Raw genomic sequence first — 22,785 nt, forward strand, 5'->3', positions numbered from 1 at the left:
TGTAAGTTGTAGAAAAATTGGTCCGTCCAATTCGATAAATCGTGCAAAATTTCACTGTGAATTTGCTGGAGACGGACACATAAGAAAGTATGTCCGCTATACAAAGACTTATGTGCGCTGGAAAGCGATAAGAACGTGCAAAGATAAAAAAGAAGCGGTTGACAAAATCAATTTTCTGACTAAAATGATTGTTGTTCATATTCAAATGCGATGAACGGGACAGGACTTTCAATCGAAATCTTATTCAGAGAACTGCCGGATGGTGCGAGGCAGGTAAGAAGGGTGGAAGTTATCACCTGCAAGCAGCCGGGGTGAACAAAACGTTTTAGTAATCCCGGACGGAAACCTCACCGTTAAAAGGGGACCGATTCATCTGAAGGTACTGCAGATACTTGAGGAGGATGGGACTGAGAGGCCGGTTTTCCGGCAACAGAAGTGGTAACGCGGAGAATGTTAGATCCTTCGTCTTCTAAGGGAGTGATCCCTGTGGAGACGAGGGATTTTTTGTTTTGTACGTAGATTCCACAGCGATTTCTGCCGTATTTTCAGGATCGTTTGAATATGGATGGACTACAGGGACCGGAATTCGCGACATTCCGGTATGACGAAATGAATTTACAAAGGAGCGAAATGACATGAACACATTAGTAATCGTTCTCATCTCAGCTGTGTGTCTGTTATGCGGATATATGGTATACGGACGCTGGCTGGCAAAGACCTGGGGTATCGACCCGAAGGCAAAGACACCTGCCTATACACATGAAGATGGACAGGATTATGTACCTACAAACGGCTGGATCGTTTTCTCACACCAGTTTTCCTCTATCGCAGGTGCCGGCCCTGTAACGGGCGCTATCCAGGCGGCTGCATTCGGCTGGGTCCCGGTTCTTCTCTGGATTCTTGTCGGCGGTATCTTCTTCGGAGCGGTCACAGACTTCGGCGCTCTTTACGCAAGCGTAAAGAACGAAGGTAAGTCCATGGGACTCCTGATCGAAAAGTACATCGGTAAGACAGGTAAGAGATTATTCCTGATCTTCTGCTGGCTCTTCACTTTGATCGTAATCGCTGCTTTCGCAGATATGGTTGCAGGCACATTCAACGCTTACACCGTTAAGGACGGCGTTACAGAGCTTGCGGCAGCAGCCCAGACAAACGGAGCTGCAGGTTCCATCTCCATCGCATTCATCGTATTTGCAATGTTCTTCGGCGTTCTTCAGAAGAAGCTCAACCTGGAAGGAAAGAGCGAGTTCTTTGTAGGACTTGCTTGCACAGTTGCATCTCTTGCGATCGGTATGGCATTTCCGTTAATTGGCGGTAAGGACGCATGGACAGGATTCACATTTGCGTATATCTTCTTTGCATCTGTTCTTCCGATGTGGCTCTTAAAGCAGCCGCGTGACTACATGACAACATTCATGTTTGCAGGAATGATCCTCGGCGCTGTTGTCGGTATTGTTGTTGCGCATCCGAACATGAACCTTCCGATGTACACAGGCTTCACAAATGAGAAGCTTGGAAACATGTTCCCAATCCTTTTCGTAACCGTAGCCTGCGGAGCCGTTTCCGGTTTCCACAGCCTCGTTTCCTCCGGTACTTCCTCCAAGACCGTTGAGAACGAGAAGGATATGTTAAAAGTTGGTTACGGCGCAATGGTTCTTGAGAGCCTCTTAGCCGTACTTGCACTCTGCGTGGCGGGTGCCGCTGCAGCCGCTGACGGTACCGCAGCAGTAGGAACTCCGTTCCAGATCTTCTCCTCCGGCGTTGCTGGACTTCTTGAGATGTTCGGTCTTCCGATCTATGTTGCACAGTGCTTCATGACCATGTGTGTATCCGCTCTTGCTCTTACAAGCCTTGATGCAGTAGCACGTATCGGACGTATGTCCTTCCAGGAGCTTTTCTCCGTAGACGATATGGAGAATGCGGAGGGTTGGAGAAAATTCCTCTGCAACAAATATGTATCCACGATCATTACACTTGCATTCGGCTATATCCTTACAAGAGTCGGTTACTCCAACATCTGGCCGTTATTCGGAAGCGCAAACCAGCTCTTAAGCGCCCTTGTTCTGATCACACTCTGCGTATTCTTAAAGGTAACGGGAAGACAGAACAAGACCCTGATCGTACCGTGTGTGATCATGCTCTGCGTAACCTTCACAGCACTGGTTCAGAGAACGCTTGCTCTTGTAAACGCATTCAGCGCAGGTACTGCAGTATTTATGGTTGAAGGACTTCAGCTGATCGTTGCGATCCTTCTTATGGTTCTCGGTGTGATCATCGTTGTTACATCCGGTAAGGAGCTGTTAAGCAAGAAGGCAGGTTCTGAGGCAAGAGCATAATCGAATTAGGTAAGCAGCAAAGTGGATTGCGAATACCCACTGGACATTGCGATTTACATAATGTTTAACGTATAGAGTTGATATGTTAAGACCGGTTTTCCGGTTCCGGGGACTTCTGAATGGGAGTTTTCGGGGCGCGGGGAGCCGGTTTTTTATATTGACGTAAAAACGTGACTCATTTGAAAATGCGGATCGGATTCACTTTTTCACTGTTGTTTTGCCTGTATGCGGTATAGGGCAGAGATTTTCACGTTCGTTTATGTGATGGGGGTTGCAAATGTGGGAGTAATTCTTGTATACTTAAGAAAAACTGAGCATTGAGACTCATTTTTAGGTCTGTTCTGCACTTTGTGTATTCGGTATATTCTCAGTACGGGATATACGCTATTAGTTTGGGATAGTGAGGTGAAAGGACAGAGTGGGCTCAGCGATAAAAATGTACAACAAGAATATTTATATAGAAGGAACGAATTATGGAAATCAAGAAGAACGATAAATTTACAGTGACCATCGAGGACATGGGAGAGGACGGTGCAGGGATCGGCCGCGTGGACGGATATATCTGGTTCGTGAAGGACGCCCTGATCGGGGATACGATCGAGGCGTCAGCCATGAAAATGAAAAAAAATTACGGCTTTGCCCGCCTCGTGCGCGTCATCACCCCGGCAAAAGGCCGCGTGGAGGCGAAATGTCCGGTGGCGAGAGCTTGCGGCGGATGCCAGCTTCAGGAACTGGACTATAAAGAACAGTTAAAATTCAAGGAAAAGAAAGTATACAATCATTTAAAACGCATCGGCGGCATGGAAAACCTGTTCCTGCCGGAAGAGGCGGACCAGGCAGCAGGAGTGCCGGACGCAGTCATCATGGAACCGATCATCGGAATGGAAGACCCGTGGAGATACCGCAACAAAGCGCAGTATCCGATCGGCCGCGGAAAAGACGGAAAACCAACGGCCGGATTCTTTGCCGGACGGACCCACTCCCTGATCCCGGTACCGGAGCTGGACTGTTTGCTTGGCTGTGGGGAAAATAAGGATTATCTGGCGGCAGTGCTGAAATTTATGGAAGATTTCGGCGTTGAGCCGTATGATGAGACGGGGCATAAAGGTCTTGTCCGCCATGTTCTCCTGAGAAAAGGATTCGCCAGCGGCGAGCACATGGTATGCCTTGTGATCAACGGAAAGAAACTGCCGCACGAGAAAGAGTTCATCGAGCGGATGCGGGAAGTTGGCGCGGACAGTATTTCTCTCTCCTTTAATATGGAAAAGACGAACGTGATTCTCGGAACGGAGATCAAAAATCTCTACGGACCTGGCTACATCAGAGATAAAATCGGAAACATCGAATACCGGATTTCTCCGTTATCCTTCTACCAGGTAAATCCGGTACAGACGGAACGCCTCTACGGAACAGCGCTGGAATTTGCTGACCTGAACGGCGGTGAGACTGTCTGGGATCTCTACTGCGGGATCGGAACGATCTCCTCATTCCTCGCCCAGAAAGCGGGAAAAGTCTGCGGAGTCGAGATTATTCCGGCGGCCATCCAGGACGCAAGAGAAAATGCGAAGCGCAACGGCCTGGATAACGTAGAATTCTTCGTCGGAAAAGCTGAGGAAGTTCTTCCGGAACAGTATGAAAAGAACCACATTAAAGCCGATGTCATCGTTGTAGATCCGCCGAGAAAAGGTTGCGACGAACTCTGCCTCGAGACGATTGTAAAAATGGAACCAGAGAAAGTTGTCTATGTGAGCTGCGATTCCTCGACTCTGGCGCGGGATGTGAAGTATCTTGGGGAACATGGATACGAGGTGAAGCGAGTCCGGACAGTTGACATGTTTGGAATGTCGGGGCATGTGGAAACGGTGGCGCTTCTGACTAAGGCAGATTAGCGTGAGGTTATTGAAGAAGAGGTGAAACCATGCAACCTGAATTACAATGCACGATCCTTCAGATCCAGGAAGATGATTATGGCTGTGAGGAACGGTCGGAAGGTTCGAAAAGAACGGTTCTTGTCCGCTTAAGGGACTCAGAGGAAAATGAGCACATGATCCGTCAGGAAGATGACTGGCTTTATGAGCAGGAAATCAATGAAGGGGATCAGGTGATATTTGTGGAGAACCGGCTGTATAAGAACTTGCCGGAGATTACAGGAGAAAAGAAAATGAAATTAGAGACAACACGCCTACTCCTGCGTCCATGGCAGGAGAGCGATGCAGAGAGCTGCTATGAATACGCGAAAGACCCGCAGGTCGGTCCATCTGCCGGCTGGCCGGTACACACGAGTGTGGAGAACAGCAGAGAGACGATTAAAAACGTATTGTCGGCCGATGGAACGTATGCGGTCGTATTAAAAGCTTCCGGAAAACCGGTCGGCTGCGCGGGATTAACTGTGGGAGCTGCCAGCAATTTAAAGCTTCCGGAAGATGAAGGTGAGATTGGCTGCTGGCTCGGCGTTCCGTACTGGGGACAGGGAATCATCCCGGAGGCAGTACAGGAGCTGATCCGTTATGGATTTGAGGATCTGGGATTAAAACGGATCTGGTATGCGTTTTTTGATGGGAATGAAAAATCAAAGCGCGTGGCGGAGAAATGCGGATTCAGCTATCATCACACGAATGAAAACCTGGAATGGAAATTACTGAACAGGACAGTTACAGAGCATGTGTATGTTCTTGACAGGCATAGAAAGTTATCTGGTGCGCAGTAATTCTGAGAGAAATTTGTCAGCTTGCGCTGACAGGAATTAAACGCCAAGTCTTACGTGTGCTCGACTTAAAAGAAAGAAGGAACCCCGAGAATGAAAAAACTTATGATCGCGTCCGACATCCACGGCTCCGCATACTATTGCCGGAAAATGCTGGAGGCATTTGACCGGGAACAGGCAGACCGCCTGTTGCTTTTGGGCGATATTTTGTACCATGGACCGAGAAATGATCTTCCGAAAGAGTATGCGCCGAAGGAAGTCATCAAAATGTTAAATGAGCGGAAAACGAAAATCTTCTGTGTCCGCGGAAACTGCGATACGGAGGTTGACCAGATGGTGCTGGAGTTCCCGATCCTTGCGGATTATGCGGTATTTCCGGCGGCAGACCGCCTGATCTACGCTACTCATGGCCATCACTTTCATATGAACCAGCTCCCGCCTCTCCAGCCGGGAGACATTCTCCTCCACGGCCACACGCATATCCCGGCGTGGGAACCGTTCGGGGATGGAAATCTGTACCTGAATCCGGGTTCCGTGTCGATCCCGAAAGCGGAAAGTGAACATAGCTATATGCTCCTTCAGGATGGGAAAGTGATCTGGAAAACACTGGAAGGAACTGCTTATCATAGTGAATGTTTATAAAAACGTCTCAATGGTCCTTGCATAATAAACCCGAAGATGCTAAAATATCTCCCATAACAATTGAAGAGGCATCCGGTGCTGCTGCCGCCCTGAAGGGGGCGGACAGCAGGTAAAAGGGAAACAGGTGAAAGACCTGTGCGATCTCGTCACTGTGAGCAGGGAATACAAAGCCATACGCGAACGCGCGGTCACTGAAAAAACGGAGCAGCCTGACAGGACTGTTTTGAAATATTTGGGAAGGCGGCTTTGTGTGATGATCTGTGAGTCAGGAAACCTGCCGGAATGCTGGTACAGGAAGAAAAATTCCAGATCACGAGGCATTGATCGTACCGTTTATATGTCGGCTGATTCCAGCGGACATCTTTTTCTGATGCTTAAGCATTCGGTATTCGAAAAAATTCTCAGATGGAACATCTCCATACTAACTCCGAAATTGTAAAAACAATGAAACTGTTCAGAACTTTCATGATTACGGGCAAAAAATGTATTTCAGATGGCTGAACCAATAGGACTTTTGCTTTAAAACCAATGGGGTTATTACAGTCGGCGCAGCAAGTGCGCAGGCCTGGTGAACAGTTGCAAAAAAACATTATAATCTTTACACAACATGGAGGACAACATGAAGAAGAAACATGTAAGTCTGCTCTTAGCGGCAGCAATGGCGGCATCCGTAATTTCCGGATGCGGAAGCAGCGCGAATAACAGCACGGCTGAGACGACAAAAGCAGAAGGAGCTGCAGCGGAGACAACGGCTGCAGGAGAGACAGAAGCCACAGCAGAGGCAGTGGAAGACACAGAGAAAAACGAGACAGATGAGGTTGTCATCGCGACTCCGCGTGATGCTGTGCAGGGAAGCGGCGATGCGTATTACTGCTGGGAAGGCGCTTATGTATGGGAAGCTCTCACAGCAAACAACGGTGGTGTGATCGATCCGTGGCTTGCAAAATCCTGGGAGCACAACGATGACTGTACCGAGTGGACTTTCAGCCTGCGCGATGACGCATATTTTACAGACGGTGTTCAGTTTAATGCCGATGTGTGCCTGAAAAACATTGAGCGTTGGGGCCATGGGATCAATTCTACATACACAACACTCAGCATCGAAAAATCTCTCCCGAATCTCGACAAGATGGAGAAAGTCGACGACTTCACTGTAAAGTTCACATTTACACAGCCGATCACAACACTTGAGTATGTCCTTTCCGACTATGGCAGCCCGATGTACAGCCCGAACTGCTTCGACGAGGAGACAGGTGTGATCTCCGACTATGCGATCGGAACCGGTCCATATAAGATCGTTGACCATGTGGAGTCCGAGTATGTGACACTTGAGAGAAATGACAACTATTATGGCGAGAACGGCAAGGTAAAGACCTTCAAGATCCGCTGCATCCCGGATGCCGAGACTCGTGTATCCGCGTTAAAATCCGGCGAAGTCATGGGACTTGCAGACAACGGCGCGATCACCATGGATGCTGCAAAGAATCTCTGCGACACAGACTCCAACTTTGAGATGGACAGCACTCCGAGCCATATGACTGAGTACATCATGTTCAACGATAAAAACGAGTACCTTGCGGATAAGCGCATGAGAGAGACGTTCAACCTTGCGACAGACCGCGACAGCATCTGCAGTGTGATCTACGGAGGACTTTTACAGCCGGCATACTCCTTCTTAAGCACCCAGTCCACCTTCCATCTGGACATCCAGGGAACTTATGATATGGAGAAGGCAAAATCTCTCGCAAAAGAAGTTCTCGGAGACAAGACGGCCGACATGACCATGATCATCCGTTCCAGCACCGCGTCCGATTACAACTGCAAGGCTGTTGCAGAATACTTAAAGCAGGTTTACGCGGAGCTTGGCGTCAACATCAATATTGAGATCGTGGACTCCTCCCTCTACAAAGAGAGACAGCAGGAAGGCACCTACGACATGACACTTACTGTATTCGGTATCAACAATGCGGATCCGACTTCCACATTTAAGCAGTACTTCGCAAGCGAAGGAAACAGCAACACGACATTAAACTACAACTACTACAACGAGAAGATCGATGAACTTGTCGCAAAAGCTCCGACGATCGCTGATGTGAGCGAGCGCAGCAAGATCTATGATGAGATCCAGCAGGAACTCTTCGATGACAGCGCGTGCGTTCCGATCTGCTACCAGATCAACGTAAACATCCACAACAAGGCGATCACACACTATGCAGGAAAGACCTTCGGTGTTGGACTTCCGACAATTTCCTGGGTGAAATAATCAATATGTCACTTTTAAAGTACATCCTGAAAAAAATGCTGATGCTTTTGCCGGTGCTCGTCGGGATCAGTATCATTGCATTTGCACTTGGGATCATGTCACCGGGGGATCCGGTGGACCAGGTGTTAAATCCAAACGGAAACGAATCCTACACGCAGGAAGAATATGATGCCATGGCTGCAAAGATGGGGCTGGACCAGCCTGCCGTCGTCCAGTATTTTAACTGGGTCGACGGCCTGGCTCACGGCGATCTGGGCAGGTCCTTTTTCACGAACAAAAGTGTCATGGACCAGCTCGCAAAGCGGATCCCGATCTCATTGAAGCTTGCGGGTTTCAGCATGATCCTGACCATCGTGTTCGGTGTGGGATTCGGAGTCCTGATGGCGGTGGGAAAAGACCGGCTGCCGGATCATGTGCTGGGAACATTTTCAACGGTTGCATTGTCCGTTCCGGGGTTCTGGATCGCCATTGTCCTGATCTTTATCTTTGCGGAACAGTGGAAGATCCTGCCGAGCAGCGGGATCTCCGACGGATCCGGCTTTATTCTCCCGGCGGTCACGCTGGCACTCCCGAGTATCGGAGTCTGTGCGAGACTGACAAGGAGCGCGATCCTCGATGAGATCGGAAGACAGTACATGACTGTGGCGGATGCAAAAGGAATGAGCCGCCGCCGCGCAGTGGTCCGCCATGCGTTCGGAAACGCGCTGATCCCGATCATCACCTACCTGGGAACCCATATGGCGGGCATCATCGGCGGCGCCTCGATCGTGGAGACGATCTTTGCGATCCCCGGGATCGGAAGCTACGCGATCGCGGGTGTGCAGTCGAAGGATTATTATGTGGTGCAGGCGTATGTTCTGTTTTCAGGCTGTATCTATGTGCTGACAAACATTCTGATCGACCTGATCTATATCGCACTTGATCCGAAGATCCGGGCGGGAGAGGCGGTGGAATCATGAATAAATTAAAGGAACTCCACCTGTCAGGAAAAGCAAAGACCGGTCTGGTAATCTTATTATTGATCCTTTTGACCAGCGTACTCGCGCCGGTCCTTGCTCCCTATGATCCGCTGGTCTCGAACCTGTCGGAAGCACTTCAGAAACCGTCTGCCGCGCATCTTTTAGGCACGGATAATATCGGAAGAGATACGCTGAGCCGTGTTCTCTACGGCGGAAGACAGTCGATCCTTCTCGCCCTGGTGGCGACCGTCCTCTCGATGCTGCTCGGTTTTGCACTGGGACTTTTCGCGGGATATTTCGGCGGCTGGATCGACGGGATCATCACGACGATCTCCAGCATTTTCCAGGGACTTCCCGGCTTGACGCTGATGATCGCGGTGGCCGGACTTCTTGGACAGGGCGTGAAGAGCATGCTGATCGCGATCGTGATCAATTCCTGGGTCGGATTTTCCAGGATCGTCCGCGGTGAAGTTATGAAACTGAAACAGGAGAGCTTTATTAAAGGACTGAGAACCATCGGAGCCGGAGACCTCCGGATCCTGTTCCTGCATATTTCTCCGAATATTTTAGGAACTCTGAGCGTCCTTTTTGCCACCAGGATCGCCGGAAATGTGATCTCGGTGGCGTCCATGAGTTATCTTGGTCTGGGACTTCAGCCCCCGACACCGGACTGGGGCGTCATGATCAACGATGCGAGACAGTATTTCCGCCAGGAACCGCTGCTCGTCATCGCTCCGGGACTCTGTATTTTGCTTCTTTCCCTCAGCATCAACCTTCTGGCAGATGAACTGCGTGACCGGCTGGATGTGCGGAAAGATGTGATGAAGACGATGTGATGTCGGAAAGCATGCAAAGAAAGGCAAAATTTCCTCAGCATAGCTGAGCCGGAACAGATTTTTGCCTGTAACTGTGAAAAAACGGAACAGCCAGGAGAGAAGATCAGATGGAAGATAAAAAAGAATGGAAAACAGAAGAAAAAAGTGACATTGAGATCCGCGACCTCTCCGTCACCTTCCAGGACGGCGGCGAGATGATCCATGCCATGGAAGATGTCAGCGCATACTTTCCGTCGGGCAGTATCACAGGACTCATCGGGGAGAGTGGAAGCGGAAAATCGCTTTTAGGCATGTCCATCCTGGGACTTCTTTCCGGGCAGGCCCGGATGGAAGGAAGCTGTATGTATAAAGGGATGGATTTGTACCGGCTGCCGGAAAAAGAGATGCAGAAGATCCGTGGAAAAGAGATCGCCCTGATCCCACAGAATCCCACGGAATCCTTAAACCCGATCCGCAGGATCGGAAAACAGCTCACGGAGTGCATGACAGTCCACGGAAATAAGGACAAAGAGCTTGCCGATTCCCGGAGGGATGAGTTTCTCCGCAGATTTGGCTTTTCAGATCCGGACCGGATCAACCGCGCTTACTCATTCCAGCTGAGCGGCGGCATGAACCAGCGCGTGATCTCTGCCATGGGACTCATGAACCGGCCGAAATGGGTCATCGCCGATGAGCCGACAAAAGGCCTGGATGCGATTCTCCGGCGCCAGGTCTACCGGGTCCTGAAAGAGATATCAGAGACGGACACCGAAGGCATGATCGTGATCACCCATGATATTGCCCTGGCAGGGGCATTGTGTGACCGGCTGATGGTGCTCTATAAAGGAAGCATCATGGAAGCCGGGGAGACAAAGACGATCCTTGAACATCCGGCACATCCATACACGAAAGGACTGATCGCATCGCTCCCGGGGAAGGGAATGAACCCGATCGGGCGCGCAGTGAGAAAAAAAGAGGGAAATTCCGGCTGCAGTTTTTACCCGAGATGTGCGCATGCAGTGGACGCATGCAAAAATGGACGGATCCCGGAGGCGGAACTTCCGGACGGAAGGAAAGTGAGGTGCGTCCGGTATGCTTAAAGTCAGCCATATCAGCAAGACATTTACTGGCGGGATCATTAAAAAGACCCGCGTGGAAGCGGTGAAGGACGTGTCTTTTACGGTACAGGACGGGAAAACATTCGGGATCGTAGGAAATTCCGGCTGCGGAAAATCGACGATCGCGAACATGCTCCTGTCACTGATAAAGCCGGACTCCGGAACCATCGAGATTGATGGAACGATCCAGATCATCTTCCAGCATCCGGAGACATCCCTGGATCCTGCAAAAAAGATCGGATACAGCCTGGAAGAGCCGATGATCATCCACAGGATGTATGACAAAGCGGGGAGAAAAGCGCGGGTCAGAGAACTTCTGGATCTGGTAGATCTCGGAGAGGAACTTCTGGACCGCTATCCGCACCAGATCAGCGGAGGTGAGGCGCAGAGGATCATGATCGCCCGGGCACTCTCACTGGATCCGAAGATCCTGATCCTGGATGAACCGACCAGCATGTTAGATGTCTCCGTGCAGGCCCAGGTCATGACACTCTTAAAGGAACTCCAGGAAAAGCTGGGATTGAGCTATCTGTTTATCTCCCATGACCTCGATGTGGTCCGCTGGTTCTGCGATGAGATCGCAGTGATGGAAGAAGGAAAGTTCGTGGAGACAGGGCGGACGGAGGATGTGATCGGACATCCGAAGATGGAGTTCACGAAAAAACTGGTGGAAAATTTTATACTGGAATAAAAGATACGGCGTGGAGAGAAAGTTACAGTAACGAGAGAAATTTCTACGCCGTTTTTTAGGCTGCTTTTTTATTGACATTTCATACTTTCAAGTGATACGATTCCAGCATGATAAAGCAATAAACGGACTTTCTGTTTATTGCGGTACACTTACAACCCAGGAATAAATGGCTTGATCAGGAGGAAATGGATATGCTGAAATTTGATGCGCAGAAATATGATTATCCATCACGAAGAAGTGTTGTGTACGGGAAAAAAGGTATGGTCTGCACGAGCCAGCCTTTGGCGGCCCAGGCGGGACTCGACATCATAAAACGGGGCGGAAACGCAGTTGACGCGGCGATCGCGACAGCGGCGTGCATGACAGTTCTGGAGCCGACGTCCAACGGGATCGGAAGCGACGCCTTCGCCCTGGTCTGGACAAAGGGAGAACTTCACGGGCTGAATGCCAGCGGAAGATCACCTATGGCGATCACTGCAGAAGAAGTGAAAAAACAGGGATACACCGAAATGCCGAAACGAGGCTGGATCCCGGTGATGGTCCCGGGCGCCCCGTCCGCATGGGCGGAACTCTCGGAAAAGTTTGGAAGACTTCCGCTGGAAAAGGTGCTGGAACCGGCGATCACATATGCACGCGAGGGATATCCGGTGAGTCCGGTGACATCAAAAATATGGAACAATGCATACAGAGAGTTTTCAGAAACGCTGACGGAAGAATGTTTCCGGCCATGGTTTGAAACGTTCGCCCCGGACGGACATGCCCCGCAGCCGGGAGAAATCTGGAGGTCGGAAGCTCATGCAAAGACGCTGGAAATGATCGCGCAGACTCATGCAAAAGCATTTTATCGTGGAGAACTTGCGGATCAGATCGACGAATTTTCAAGAAAGACCGGCGGATATCTCCGGAGATCAGATCTTGAAAATTACTGGTGTGAGTGGGTGAAACCGATCCACATAAATTACAGGGGATATGGTGTCTGCGAGATCCCGCCGAACGGAGACGGGATCATTGCGTTGATGGCATTGAATATTTTAAAGGGGTATTCCTTTGCGGAGCGGGACAATGCAGATACCGTGCATAAACAGCTGGAGGCGATGAAACTGGCATTTGCGGACGGAAACCGGTATGTTGCGGACCTGGATTATATGAAAGCACCGGTGGAGACGCTGCTTTCTGATGAATATGCGGACGGAAGACGGGCACTCATCGGAGAACAGGCGCTCACACCGGAGCCAGGCAATCCGTTCCGCGGAGGAACGATCTATCTCTGCACAGCGGACGGGGAAGGTAATATGGTCTCCTACATCCAGAGCAATTACATGGGATTTGGATCCGGGATCGTAATACCTGGAACAGGGATCGCGCTGCAGAACCGCGGGGCGAACTTCACACTGGATGAGACAATGGAAAACTGTCTGGGACCGGGAAAGAAATCTCTGCACACGATCATTCCGGGATTTCTGATGAAGGAAGGAAAAGCAGTTGGACCGTTCGGCGTTATGGGCGGTTTCATGCAGCCGCAGGGCCATGTCCAGGTTATCATGAATACAGTGGACTTCCTGATGAATCCGCAGGATGCGCTCAACGCGCCGAGATGGCAGTGGATCGGTGGAAAGAAGATCCAGGTGGAAAAGACATTCCCGGCCGGGATCGTGGAAGAGCTGAAAAAACGGGGACATGAGATGGAAGTCCTTGAGAGTTCCCTGTCCTTCGGGCGAGGACAGATTATCTGGAGAGATGAAAACGATGTGCTTTGCGGGGCAACCGAACCGCGGGCAGACGGAACGGTGGCAGCGTGGTAGATGATCAAAACCTGTTACAGTGCGCGGGCATAGAGTGCCCGTGTACTGTAACCAAAACCTGGCGGCAATGTGCGGAGAGAAATAAAAAGCAGTTTCCTTTTCAGAGTGAGTGTGGTAAACTCGAGATTAAGCAGATCAGGAACTGCCCGAAAAAGAATACGAAAACTGTGGGAAAGGATCTGACCGCCGGAAATGGGAAAATACAGATCATCCGGAGACAGGAGACCGCAGGGCAGTCTGGTAATGATAATGAATTTGCAGGAGGAAAGCGCAATGAATTTCAATGAAGCAGCGTTAAAGCTCCATGAGGAACATCATGGAAAGATCGAAGTTACGAGCAAGGTTCCGGTAAAGACAAGAGATGACTTAAGCACCGCCTATACACCGGGTGTTGCGGAGCCATGCAGAAAGATCCATGATAATAAGAAAGATGTTTACAAGTACACTGCAAAGGGCAATCTGGTAGCAGTTGTTTCTGATGGAACCGCAGTTTTAGGTCTTGGAAATATCGGACCGGAAGCTGCTATGCCGGTCATGGAAGGAAAGGCAGTCCTCTTTAAAGAGTTCGGCGGCGTTGATGCGTTCCCGATCTGTCTCGATACGACAGACACCGAGGAGATCATCAAGGCAGTGAAATACATTGCTCCGTGCTTCGGCGGCATTAACCTGGAAGATATCGCTTCCCCGAAATGCTTCGAGGTTGAGGCACGTCTGGAGAAAGAGCTTGATATTCCGGTATTCCACGATGACCAGCACGGCACAGCAGTTGTCGTTACAGCGGCTCTCTTAAACGCATTAAAAGTTGTCGGAAAGAAGATTGATGAGATCCATGTTGTATTAAACGGACCGGGATCTGCCGGAACTGCGATCATCAAGATGCTGCTTGCGACAGGCGTGAAAAATATCATCGCCTGCGACGAAAACGGAATCCTCTATAAAGACCGCGGAGTCGGCATCAAGGATCACAAGAAGATGCTCTGCGATATCACAAACCTTGAGGATAAGCGCGGAACTCTTGCAGACGCTCTCGTCGGAGCGGACGTATTTATCGGCGTGTCCGTAGCAGGTGCACTGAAGCCGGAGATGATCAAGACGATGGCGAAAGATCCGATCGTCTTTGCAATGGCGAACCCGAATCCGGAGATCATGTATGATGAGGCGATGGCAGCAGGCGTAAAGGTAATGGGAACAGGCCGTTCCGACTTCCCGAACCAGATCAACAACGTCCTTGCATTCCCGGGAATCTTCCGCGGCGCATTAGACTGCGGCGCAAGAGATATCAACTACGATATGAAGGTTGCTGCAGCCCAGGCGATCGCTGAGCTTGTAACACCGGACAAACTCTCCGCAGAGTATATCATTCCGGGTGCGCTCGAAGAAGGCGTTGCAGAGCATGTTGCAAAACGTGTTGCTGAGGCGGCTGTAAAATCCGGAGCGATCCGCAAATAATAGATCTCTCTGAAAGATCGGCATATTTCCGGATAAGATCATTGATGGCAAATGACAATTAAAAAATAGTTATGAGAAACACTCCTTCCGCATATACATAAGTGCAGAAGGAGTGTTTTTGATTATGGCAGATTATCGCAGACTGATTTCTTATATTTACGAGTACGAAGGAAAAAAGAAAGGGAAAAATGTGGGATTTGTGAAGCTGGAGGCGCGGAACGGGCAGTGCAGGATCAATGTCAATGTGAAGCGGATCTATATGGGCGGCAATGCCATTGGCGCGTATCTTTTAGGGACAGGCGGTCGTGAGACATTTCTTGGAAACGTTTTTGTGCGCGGCGGAAACGGGGAGTTCCGGGTCAATGTGGACGCGAAGAACGTGGAGGGAAGCGGTACCGGACTTGATACATATTTCGGCCTGTCGGTCCATGACGTAAAGAATTCCTGGCGGTGCTATAAGACGATCTGGGAGGACGCGCTGGCAGCGGAGGAGGGAAATACCGGGGAGAATCCGGTCCTCTCGGTTCCGAAATTTACTGCCCAGATGCTGCCGGAGGCGGAAAAAGGAATGGATACACAGGCGGTTTCCAAGGTGGTAAAAGAGATCGAGGAGGAGATCGCCAGGGAAGAAGAGCGGAGAGAGCAGGAGGAAAAGAGCGTACATGATCCGGGACCGGGGAAAAAAGAGGAAAGCGGAGCCCCAGAGAAGCGGAATATGCATACGGTGGAATCAGACGAGAGAGAAAAGACGGCGCATGCAGCAGAGCTGAGCGGTGCAGAGGGAGACCTAAAGACGGAGAAAGCGCCGGCATATGATGGGAAAGCGGAAGAGGAAGACACTGCGGATCATGAAGTACAGCAGCAGGAAGAACAAAGTGAAGACCGTGGCAGGTTCTACTTGTCGGGGGAAGACGATGAAATCGGTGAAAAATCGGATGACACATGCGGAAACGTGGAAGACAGACCGATAGAGCGGAAAATGGAAGAGACTTCCGGGGATGAAGAGGAGAATGATCAGACGGCGAACCTGGATCCGGAGAAAACTTCTGAGTCGGAAACAGAAAAACAACAGGTGGAAACAGCGCAGCAGGAGCAGGGAATATCGCAGGAAACAGACCTGCCGTTTTACATGAAAACTGCTCAAAGAGTACAGCGGCCGAATAGCCAGAAGTTCAGACAAAATCCAGTACAGACTTCCGGTATGACGGCGCAGTCCCCCAAAAGTGCAGCTTCACAGGCAGCACATTCAACTGCCCCCACAGCTCCCATGGTCTCCCCGGAACTTGAAAATCCGGAGGTTCTGCGTTATCTGCAGGAGACGGAAGATCCTGCGGCCGATCCGGAAAAACTGTGGGAGGAATTTAAAAGGACATACCCGAAGATCCAGCCGTTCGAGTATGAGGACGGCTGCGATATCCTGACGATTCGTCCGCAGGATATCGGAAAACTCCCGCGAGAGTGCTGGGTTTATGGAAACAACAGCTTTCTGCTCCACGGCTACTATAATTTCCGCTATCTGATCCTCGTAAAGCTCGGCGGGAACAAAAAGAAATCCCGCTACCTGTTGGGAGTCCCCGGGCACTACTACAGCAGCGAAAAATACATGGCCACCATGTTCGGTTTCCCGAATTTCGTCCTCTCCAGGCGCCAGCCGGTCGGGGATGGGCGGTTTGGGTACTGGTATACGGATCTGAAGATACGGTGAGTTTTAACAGACAGGCTGCTTTGTATTGTCTTTCATATTTATTTATCTTGCCAGAAATAAAAAATAAGGTACAATAAAAAAGGAATGAAAGGCGAGGATCTGGAACCATTTCCTGATCCATGACCATAGACAACATTACCTGAAATTCGGAGAAACATATGAAAAAGATGACAATAGAAGAACACTATATGAAAGAAGCAATCCGCCAGGCAAAAAAGGCGGCGGCTTTAAAAGAAGTGCCGATCGGCTGCGTGATCGTGCATGACGGGAAGATCATCGCGCGGGGATATAACCGGCGGACCGTGGATAAGAACGTGCTGGCCCACGCGGAGATCATCGCGATGCGGAAGGCCTGCCGGATCATCGGGGACTGGCGGCTTGAGGACTGTACGATGTATGTGACGCTGGAACCATGTCCGATGTGTGCCGGTGCGATCGTCCAGGCGCGGATCCCGAAAGTCGTGATCGGCTGCATGAACCCGAAGGCAGGCTGCGCCGGATCCGTGCTCGACATGCTGCATGAAGACGGATTTAACCACCAGGTGGAGACGGAAGTCGGACTTTGCGGGGATGAATGCTCTCAGATGCTGAAGGATTTCTTTAAAGCACTGCGGGAAGAAGGAAAACGTAAGAAGCTGGAGCAGGCGGAGAAAGAAACCTCAGAAAATGCATAAAAGACAAACGGAGAATCGGTTTTTGCCGTGAAACCGAAAAATGCCAGTGGATGGTTCTGAAGGCAGAAAAGTTGCAATAGAATTACTTATAATAAAAGACCGCTGCCAGATCTGATATGATAGATACCCGGAATTCCGGACACATATCAGATAAGATCTGGCGACGGTCTTTTCTGTCTCCATATAATCACAGAAAACTGGCAATGGAAGCGTTTACATGCATGTTACGCGCTGAATTTCTTCGGCCGGTACCGGATATCCGAAACCTTATATATCGTGATAAACGCCTCCGGATCACTGGAACTGATATAGTTCATGAGCGCCTGGTATTCGCGCTTATCGACGATCGTGATGATCTCGTTGTGTTTCTCAAAATTGTAAGCACCGGTGGCTTCATAGATCGTGGCCCCGCTATGCAGGTTGTCGATGATGAACTTGCGGAGTTCTTCTTCCTTTTTAGTGATAATGCAGACACGTCTCTTGACGTTCTGATCGAAAATAAAGTAGTCGAGGACGATCCCGTTCACATATGTACCGAGGACACTGAGCACGACCGTCTTTTTGTCGTAAACCAGTGCGGAGGAGAGCGCCACGCACATGCCGGAGAGGGACATGGCCTTTCCGAGATCCATGTGCAGATATTTATTCATGATCTTCGCAACGATATCAAGTCCGCCGGATGATGCGTTCATGTTAAAGAGCATCGCAAGCCCGACGCTGACGACGAGGACGTAACAGATAACATCCAGTTCCTGGCTCCCGGTGAGAGAGGTGAAATCTGGGAAGATCTTCTCAAAAATTCCCAGAAATACCGGCAGCATGACGCTTGTATACACGGTCTTTGCTCCGAACTCTTTTCCACAGAGGATAAACCCGATGATCAGTAAAATGACATTGAAGGCCATCGTGATCACGGAGAGCGGAAGCGGAATAAAGTGGGTCAATACGATCCCGAGACCGGAGATACTGCTGATCGAGGTGTGGCTCGGCACCAGAAAAAAGTAGACTGCGATGGCCGTGATCGCATCAGCCAGGGTCATGACAAGCACTTCTTTGATAAACCCCTTGTTGTTCATGATAATAAATCCTTTCCTGCAGAGACATCTGCGTTACCGTGTACAGCATCAGGCAGGATTTCCTGTTTGGAAATTCGCTGCTGTCCGCGGAAAACAATCATTTTGCCTCACCAGTATATACTGGACGGACATGGAATGCAAGAGAAAGTGGTGAAGTGTGAATAGAGTAAAAGGGCGCTGCGCACCGCACAAAATGCCTGGAAATGGACAGGGAAAGTTAAGAAAGTTTATATATAGAAGTAATAACTGTATGGTAAGATGAAATAAATCCGGAGGATGCACATGAGATTTGGCAGAGACGACTTCCCGGCAATCCCGGGCGGTGCAAACGGATAAATGGTCTTTCTGATCAATGAACCTCATGGGCAGAAAATTTCGGAATGGAAGATTCCATATGACACAGTTATGATCACAGATCCTGTTAATTCAGAAACGGAGAAAAAGTATGAAAAATAAAAAGAAGATCCTGGCGGCTGCAGGAATTCTGGTGCTTGCGGGAGTTGCCGCAGTGTGTTATATCCAGAATAGAGATAAAAAGGAGGCAGCATCTATCGGAATCATCGGCGGAGCAGACGGACCAACGAAGATCTTTCTGGCCGGGAAAATCGGTTCTCCTGACGAAGAAACAAAAGCGGCTGTTTTGGACCTTGAAACCGCGAAAAAGCAGTCCTATGGGGATGTCGTGGAACTTGACTATGTGAGCAAAGACAAAATCTCTTTGCATGGTTCCTTCGGATACATTTCATTTAATATCAATAGTTCCGATGACCCTGCGACGCTGGAGCCGGCTGCAGCCTACACGCTGGAGGAAGCGGGACCGATCGTAACCCAGGGCGATGATTACACGGAGGTTGTCGGAGATGCGGATGGCTGCGTGGTGGCACCGAAAGCATACACGAAGGAAAAGAACCCGATGTACCTTTACTCTGACACTTATGGGGATGTGACGGAACTTCCGGAAGAAGTCTGCAAAGTGTTCCGGGAAGATAAGGAAAAAGGTGCTTTCAAGGATGCATATCTGGCGGATGACCGGTTAAATGAGATGGCTGCGGATCTTTATAAGGAATACGGCAGCAGGCTGCTGTACGGTCCGGTGGAAATCCCGGAGTACGACAGTGAAGTTTACGGATTTCTGGCAGCCGACGGCGATAACCTGGAAGATATCTGGTACGGGATCTGGCATGAACCGTTAGAGAACCAGACATTCCCGATCACAAAAATGCCGCTGTTCAAATAAGCAGATGAATACGATTTGGTGAAATCAGGGAAGAAATTTGCAGATAGTTCACTGTCACCGGGGGATTTCGCAACTTGACAAAATGCCCCCGTCCATGTATACTTAACTGGTCCGCACAGCCGGGGAGATAGCGGTGCCCTGTACCTGCAATCCGCTACAGCAGGGGTGATGTTCTGCCGCGGGTACTTCCTTGTGAAGCTGCCCCTGGTAAGCGGCGCTGACGTTTTGGTCTCGCGCAATGGGACTCTCTGAACCATGTCAGGGCAGGAATGCAGCAGCATTAAGGAGAACCTTCCATGTGCCGCGAGGGAGCCGGGACCGAGCTGGCTGCCAGGGTAACGTTTATGAGACGTATTCAAAGCAGAGCGTGCGGATAAAAAAGAAATCTTAAGAGGTGACAGTGAATGAGAAAGAAATTTCTGCTATTGCTGGCGCTTCTTTTTTTATTGGCCGGGGTGATCTTTGTCCTGCCCGCAGTGCGGGACCATGTTCCGGATCAAACAAAAGAGAGTGCCGCGGAAGAGACAGAACCGTCAACAACCGAGTCGGAACCGCCGACAGAGACGGAAACGGAATCGGAGACTGGGACAGAAACCGAGGAGCCGACCGAAGAGGAGACGGAAGGTCCCGGAGATCCGGTGGACCGGGAAAAGATCGAGACGCATCTAATCATCGCGTCTGACACCCACTACATGTCACCGTCGTTGACGGATTATGGCGTAGCATTTGACCAGCTTGTAAACAGCAGTGATGGAAAAGAGATCCGCTATCAGCCACAGTTATGGCAGGCGTTTGAATCGGAAGTTCTTGAGGCACATCCGGATGCCCTGATCCTGAGCGGCGACCTGAGTTTAAATGGAGAAAAGGCAAACCACCTGGAATTTGCGGAAAAACTCCGGAAGATCAAAGACGCAGGGATCCCGGTCTATGTGATCCCCGGAAATCACGATATCAACAAGCCGAATGCCGGAGAATACTTCGGGGATCAGAGAACGGATGTGGAAAGCGTGACGTCGGAAGAATTCCGGGAGATTTACGGAGATTTCGGATACAATGAGGCAAAGAGCGAAGCACCGGATTCCCTGAGTTATCTGGTGGAACTGAATGATACCACCTGGCTCATGATGCTTGATACGACGGTCTGCGAGCCGGAAAATGAGGTGTACGGTGAGATTAAAGAGGGAACGCTGGAATGGATGGAAGAATGCCTGAAAGAGGCGTATGCCGAAGGAATCACCGTGATCCCGGTTGGACACCACAATCTCCAGCGCCTGAGCCGTGTCTATGTGGAGGAATGCGTGATCGAGAACTGTGACGAGGTCCGGGAACTCTTTGAACGTTATCTGACGCCTGTGTACTTCAGCGGCCATCTCCACACGCAGAAGGTCATGAAACACCTGACAGAGCCGGGAATGGGCTCAGACACTTACGGAATCTGGGAGATCGTGAGCAATTCCCTGATCCTGCCGCCATGTCAGTACGGGACTGTAACGTTAAACACGGACGGCAGCATCGATTATCTCGCAAAGACCGTGGATGTTTCCACCTGGGCGGCCGCAAACGGGGAGACGGATCCGAACCTTCTTGAGTTCTCAGCCTATGCAGCGGATTATCTGCAGACGGTCATCAAGAATCAGATCTTTAAAACCCTGGAGGATGTGCCGAAAGAATTAAAAGAAGTTATGGCGGACTTTTATACGGATATCTACAAGGATTACTATGCCGGAGTGCCGATCAGTTATTCGGAGAAGAAAAACGAGTTCGGATACGGCCTCTGGGTCCGCTACATGGATCCGAGCGTTGAGTTCCGCCAGCTCGACGGAATGATGCGCGACACGATGTCGGCAAATAACCATGCCGAGATCCCGAATCCGGTCCGTTTGAAACGCCCGGAACAATAAAAAAGAGAGGACGCACCGTCTGCCGGTCTGCATGAGGACCTTATTTTTGTCCATAATATGTGTTACAGTACACGGACACTCTATGCCCGCGCACTGTAACACGATTTTGCCGATGCTTCGCATTCCGAATCGGCAAAATCTGCTGCCACAACTGTATTGTACGGAATTTTCAGTTCAGAAAATTCCTACCGTGTACAGTAACTAATATGCCTAGAAAAGAGAGAGGAGACAAGTTTTTCTTGCCCGTCTCTTTTCTTTGTATTATAATCTTATCTTGGATACATGCATTCACATTTCGACTGAAAGAAATCGGAGAAAGGACAAGACGATGAAGAGAGTTGGATTCCTTACGAGCGGCGGCGACTGCCAGGCATTAAACGCAACGATGCGCGGAGTCGCAAAAGGTCTGTATCAGATCTACAAAGATGAAGTGGAAATTATCGGATTTGAAGATGGATATAAAGGTCTGATGTATGCAAATTATCAGATGATGAAACAATCAGATTTTTCAGGCGTCCTCACAAAAGGCGGAACGATGCTCGGCACTTCCAGACAGCCGTTCAAGCTGATGCGTGTACCGGACGAGAACGGCCTCGACAAGGTGGAGCTCATGAAGCACACCTACTATAAATTGAAGTTGGACGCTTTAGTCGTCCTCGGCGGAAACGGAAGCCAGAAAACGGCAAATCTCTTAAGCCAGGAAGGACTCAACGTGATCGGACTTCCGAAGACCATCGATAACGATCTCTGGGGAACGGATATGACGTTCGGATTCCAGAGCGCTGTGGATATCGCGACGAATGCGATCGACTGTATCCACACGACCGCGTCCTCCCACGGACGTGTCTTCATCGTGGAAATCATGGGACATAAAGTCGGCTGGCTCACACTTCATGCAGGCATCGCCGGCGGAGCGGATATCATCCTGATCCCGGAGATCCCGTATGACTTAAATAAAGTCGTAAAGAAGATCAAAGAGCGGACGAAGAACGGAAGCCGTTTCTCGATCCTTGCGGTGGCTGAGGGTGCGATCTCAAAAGAACAGGCAGCTCTTTCCAAGAAGGAGTATAAGAAGTATCTGGAGGAACGCGCAACGAAATACCAGTCCGTCGCGTATGAGATCGGCGCGAAGATCCAGGAGATGACAGGACAGGAGATCCGTGTGACCGTTCCGGGCCATATGCAGCGCGGTGGCACTCCGGTCCCGTATGACCGCGTTCTCTCCACAAGGATCGGCGCTCATGCCGCCGACATGATCAAAAATAATGAATTCGGCAAGCTGGTCGTTGTAAAAAACAATGTGATCACGGATATCCCGCTGGCAGAATCTGCCGGCAAACTGAAATATGTGGATCCGCAGTCCGATATTGTAAAAGAAGCGAAGCTTATCGGAATCAGTTTCGGAGACTGATA

The 22,785-nt window shown here is 50.1% G+C and carries 16 protein-coding genes, 1 other RNA gene, 1 pseudogene, 1 riboswitch and 1 other annotated feature; of the genes and pseudogenes, 17 read left to right on the top strand and 1 reads right to left on the bottom strand.

All coding sequences use genetic code 11. The features are described 5' to 3' along the window. Positions 1-201: 201 nt before the first annotated feature. Positions 202-473 (top strand) — a binding site (T-box leader). A gap of 162 nt (positions 474-635) precedes the next feature. The 13 genes from V2546_RS10110 to tadA all read left to right on the top strand — a co-directional run bounded on the left by V2546_RS10110 (position 636) and on the right by tadA (position 17,158). Beyond that, positions 636-2,336, top strand: a complete 1,701-nt coding sequence (locus tag V2546_RS10110; protein ID WP_329752242.1) for a carbon starvation CstA family protein — start codon at positions 636-638, stop codon at positions 2,334-2,336. A gap of 473 nt (positions 2,337-2,809) precedes the next feature. After that, positions 2,810-4,225 (top strand): 23S rRNA (uracil(1939)-C(5))-methyltransferase RlmD, encoded by a 1,416-nt coding sequence (rlmD, locus tag V2546_RS10115; protein WP_329752243.1) that lies wholly within the window; start codon positions 2,810-2,812, stop codon positions 4,223-4,225. 272 nt (positions 4,226-4,497) lie between these two features. Beyond that, on the top strand, positions 4,498-5,043 hold the full coding sequence (locus tag V2546_RS10120) for a GNAT family N-acetyltransferase (RefSeq protein WP_329752252.1): 546 nt from the start codon (positions 4,498-4,500) through the stop codon (positions 5,041-5,043). Between the two features lie 90 nt (positions 5,044-5,133). Next, complete coding sequence (gene yfcE, locus V2546_RS10125; RefSeq protein ID WP_118532245.1) at positions 5,134-5,682, top strand: phosphodiesterase; 549 nt, start codon at positions 5,134-5,136, stop codon at positions 5,680-5,682. Between the two features lie 56 nt (positions 5,683-5,738). After that, a riboswitch (cobalamin riboswitch) is annotated at positions 5,739-5,978 on the top strand. Positions 5,979-6,301: 323 nt separating this feature from the next. Beyond that, positions 6,302-7,945 (top strand): ABC transporter substrate-binding protein, encoded by a 1,644-nt coding sequence (locus tag V2546_RS10130; protein WP_329752244.1) that lies wholly within the window; start codon positions 6,302-6,304, stop codon positions 7,943-7,945. 5 nt (positions 7,946-7,950) lie between these two features. After that, a complete protein-coding gene (locus V2546_RS10135) occupies positions 7,951-8,904 on the top strand; it encodes an ABC transporter permease (RefSeq protein WP_118298207.1) in 954 nt (317 codons plus the stop codon). Next, a complete protein-coding gene (locus V2546_RS10140) occupies positions 8,901-9,740 on the top strand; it encodes an ABC transporter permease (protein WP_118532249.1) in 840 nt (279 codons plus the stop codon). The genes V2546_RS10135 and V2546_RS10140 overlap by 4 nt, the downstream gene beginning before the upstream one ends. Positions 9,741-9,847: 107 nt before the next feature. Next, entirely contained in the window at positions 9,848-10,819 is a 972-nt protein-coding gene (locus V2546_RS10145; protein ID WP_329752245.1) for an ABC transporter ATP-binding protein, read from the top strand. After that, positions 10,812-11,528 carry an ABC transporter ATP-binding protein gene (locus V2546_RS10150; protein ID WP_118532253.1) on the top strand — a complete coding sequence of 239 codons (717 nt, stop codon included), beginning with the start codon at positions 10,812-10,814 and terminating at the stop codon, positions 11,526-11,528. The genes V2546_RS10145 and V2546_RS10150 overlap by 8 nt, the downstream gene beginning before the upstream one ends. A gap of 194 nt (positions 11,529-11,722) precedes the next feature. Then, positions 11,723-13,330, top strand: a complete 1,608-nt coding sequence (locus tag V2546_RS10155) for a gamma-glutamyltransferase family protein (protein ID WP_486463580.1) — start codon at positions 11,723-11,725, stop codon at positions 13,328-13,330. 273 nt (positions 13,331-13,603) lie between these two features. Then, the gene (locus tag V2546_RS10160; RefSeq protein WP_118298202.1) at positions 13,604-14,779 is read left to right on the top strand and encodes an NAD(P)-dependent malic enzyme; all 1,176 of its coding nucleotides are present in this window, start codon (positions 13,604-13,606) and stop codon (positions 14,777-14,779) included. A 124-nt stretch (positions 14,780-14,903) separates the two neighbouring features. Further along, entirely contained in the window at positions 14,904-16,484 is a 1,581-nt protein-coding gene (locus V2546_RS10165) for a DUF6128 domain-containing protein (protein ID WP_182426828.1), read from the top strand. Positions 16,485-16,642: 158 nt separating this feature from the next. Beyond that, positions 16,643-17,158: a tRNA adenosine(34) deaminase TadA gene (gene tadA, locus V2546_RS10170; protein ID WP_405578821.1), complete on the top strand. Its 516-nt coding sequence runs from the start codon at positions 16,643-16,645 to the stop codon at positions 17,156-17,158. A gap of 224 nt (positions 17,159-17,382) precedes the next feature. On the opposite strand, the gene V2546_RS10175 is transcribed toward tadA, so the two are convergent. Beyond that, complete coding sequence (locus V2546_RS10175) at positions 17,383-18,234, bottom strand: YitT family protein (protein WP_118532261.1); 852 nt, start codon at positions 18,232-18,234, stop codon at positions 17,383-17,385. A gap of 445 nt (positions 18,235-18,679) precedes the next feature. Here V2546_RS10175 and V2546_RS10180 point away from each other — a divergent pair. The 4 genes and pseudogenes from V2546_RS10180 to V2546_RS10195 all read left to right on the top strand — a co-directional run. After that, positions 18,680-18,844, top strand: a pseudogene (locus V2546_RS10180) (sodium ion-translocating decarboxylase subunit beta); the annotation flags it as partial. Positions 18,845-19,582: 738 nt separating this feature from the next. Next, positions 19,583-19,844, top strand: an RNA gene (ffs, locus tag V2546_RS10185) — signal recognition particle sRNA large type. 31 nt (positions 19,845-19,875) lie between these two features. Beyond that, positions 19,876-21,372: a metallophosphoesterase gene (locus V2546_RS10190; protein WP_329752247.1), complete on the top strand. Its 1,497-nt coding sequence runs from the start codon at positions 19,876-19,878 to the stop codon at positions 21,370-21,372. Positions 21,373-21,700: 328 nt separating this feature from the next. Further along, positions 21,701-22,783: a 6-phosphofructokinase gene (locus tag V2546_RS10195; protein ID WP_118532281.1), complete on the top strand. Its 1,083-nt coding sequence runs from the start codon at positions 21,701-21,703 to the stop codon at positions 22,781-22,783. Positions 22,784-22,785 lie beyond the last annotated feature (2 nt).

Origin of the sequence: Clostridium sp. CM74B_53 (assembly GCF_036318045.1) — a bacterium.
Classification (GTDB): Bacteria; Bacillota; Clostridia; order Lachnospirales; family Lachnospiraceae; genus Pilosibacter.

Excerpts from the sequence above, each read along its gene's own strand:
- V2546_RS10175 (WP_118532261.1), bottom strand. The coding sequence starts at position 18,234 with ATGAACAACAAGGGGTTTATCAAAGAAGTGCTTGTCATGACCCTGGCT.
- V2546_RS10135 (WP_118298207.1), top strand. The coding sequence starts at position 7,951 with ATGTCACTTTTAAAGTACATCCTGAAAAAAATGCTGATGCTTTTGCCG.
- V2546_RS10190 (WP_329752247.1), top strand. The coding sequence starts at position 19,876 with ATGAGAAAGAAATTTCTGCTATTGCTGGCGCTTCTTTTTTTATTGGCC.
- tadA (WP_405578821.1), top strand. The coding sequence starts at position 16,643 with ATGAAAAAGATGACAATAGAAGAACACTATATGAAAGAAGCAATCCGC.
- V2546_RS10150 (WP_118532253.1), top strand. The coding sequence starts at position 10,812 with ATGCTTAAAGTCAGCCATATCAGCAAGACATTTACTGGCGGGATCATT.
- yfcE (WP_118532245.1), top strand. The coding sequence starts at position 5,134 with ATGAAAAAACTTATGATCGCGTCCGACATCCACGGCTCCGCATACTAT.
- rlmD (WP_329752243.1), top strand. The coding sequence starts at position 2,810 with ATGGAAATCAAGAAGAACGATAAATTTACAGTGACCATCGAGGACATG.
- V2546_RS10195 (WP_118532281.1), top strand. The coding sequence starts at position 21,701 with ATGAAGAGAGTTGGATTCCTTACGAGCGGCGGCGACTGCCAGGCATTA.
- V2546_RS10140 (WP_118532249.1), top strand. The coding sequence starts at position 8,901 with ATGAATAAATTAAAGGAACTCCACCTGTCAGGAAAAGCAAAGACCGGT.
- V2546_RS10160 (WP_118298202.1), top strand. The coding sequence starts at position 13,604 with ATGAATTTCAATGAAGCAGCGTTAAAGCTCCATGAGGAACATCATGGA.
- V2546_RS10120 (WP_329752252.1), top strand. The coding sequence starts at position 4,498 with ATGAAATTAGAGACAACACGCCTACTCCTGCGTCCATGGCAGGAGAGC.
- V2546_RS10145 (WP_329752245.1), top strand. The coding sequence starts at position 9,848 with ATGGAAGATAAAAAAGAATGGAAAACAGAAGAAAAAAGTGACATTGAG.
- V2546_RS10110 (WP_329752242.1), top strand. The coding sequence starts at position 636 with ATGAACACATTAGTAATCGTTCTCATCTCAGCTGTGTGTCTGTTATGC.
- V2546_RS10130 (WP_329752244.1), top strand. The coding sequence starts at position 6,302 with ATGAAGAAGAAACATGTAAGTCTGCTCTTAGCGGCAGCAATGGCGGCA.
- V2546_RS10165 (WP_182426828.1), top strand. The coding sequence starts at position 14,904 with ATGGCAGATTATCGCAGACTGATTTCTTATATTTACGAGTACGAAGGA.